The sequence below is a fragment of the Streptomyces sp. NPDC054796 genome (genome assembly GCF_053611545.1).
In genome coordinates this window covers 230,256-230,862 of sequence record NZ_JBSHAO010000008.1, presented here as the reverse complement: position 1 = coordinate 230,862, position 607 = coordinate 230,256, and the positions used below count along the sequence as shown (strand labels likewise).

At 71.3% G+C, this 607-nt stretch carries 1 protein-coding gene; it reads right to left on the bottom strand.

The window, feature by feature from the left end; genetic code table 11:
- Positions 1 to 47 precede the first annotated feature (47 nt).
- On the bottom strand, positions 48 to 428 hold the full coding sequence (locus ACWGJ2_RS09920) for a F0F1 ATP synthase subunit epsilon (protein ID WP_453345504.1): 381 nt from the start codon (positions 426 to 428) through the stop codon (positions 48 to 50).
- Positions 429 to 607 lie beyond the last annotated feature (179 nt).

The window sequence follows — 607 nt, the reverse complement described above, 5'->3', positions numbered from 1 at the left end:
TCTCCGGAGCAGCCCGCGGCTGAGCGTGTCTCTCGTCGGTGGCCGCCTCAGCGGACCGCCACCGCTCGCAGCCGGACGTCGGCACGCCGCTCGGCGGAGGCGTCCGTCTCGGCCTTCGCCTGCTCACGTGCCCGCTCGGCACGCTCGACGTCGATCTCGTCGGCCAGCTCCGCCACCTCGGCGACCAGCGACAGCTTGTCGTCGGCGAAGGAGATGAAACCGCCGTGCACGGCGGCGACGACCGTGCCCTCGCCGCTCTCGCCCGTCGTGCGGATGGTGACCGGACCCGATTCCAGCACACCGAGCAGCGGCTGGTGGCCGGGCATGACGCCGATATCACCCGACGAGGTGCGCGCGACGACCAGGCTGGCCTCGCCGGACCAGACCTTACGGTCGGCGGCGACCAACTCGACGTGCAGCTCAGCCACAGTGGCTCCTCAGACTGGGATGTGGAAAGGATAAGGGGTGCGGGGCGGGGGGGGGGCCCGGGGGCCCCCCCCCCCCCCCCCCCCCCGGAGGAGACCCCGATCTCCATGGGCTTTGCCATTAAGGCGGGCCTGCCACCGCCCCTGAAATAAGCCAGCTCCGGGTAGTGGTGGGAATAAAC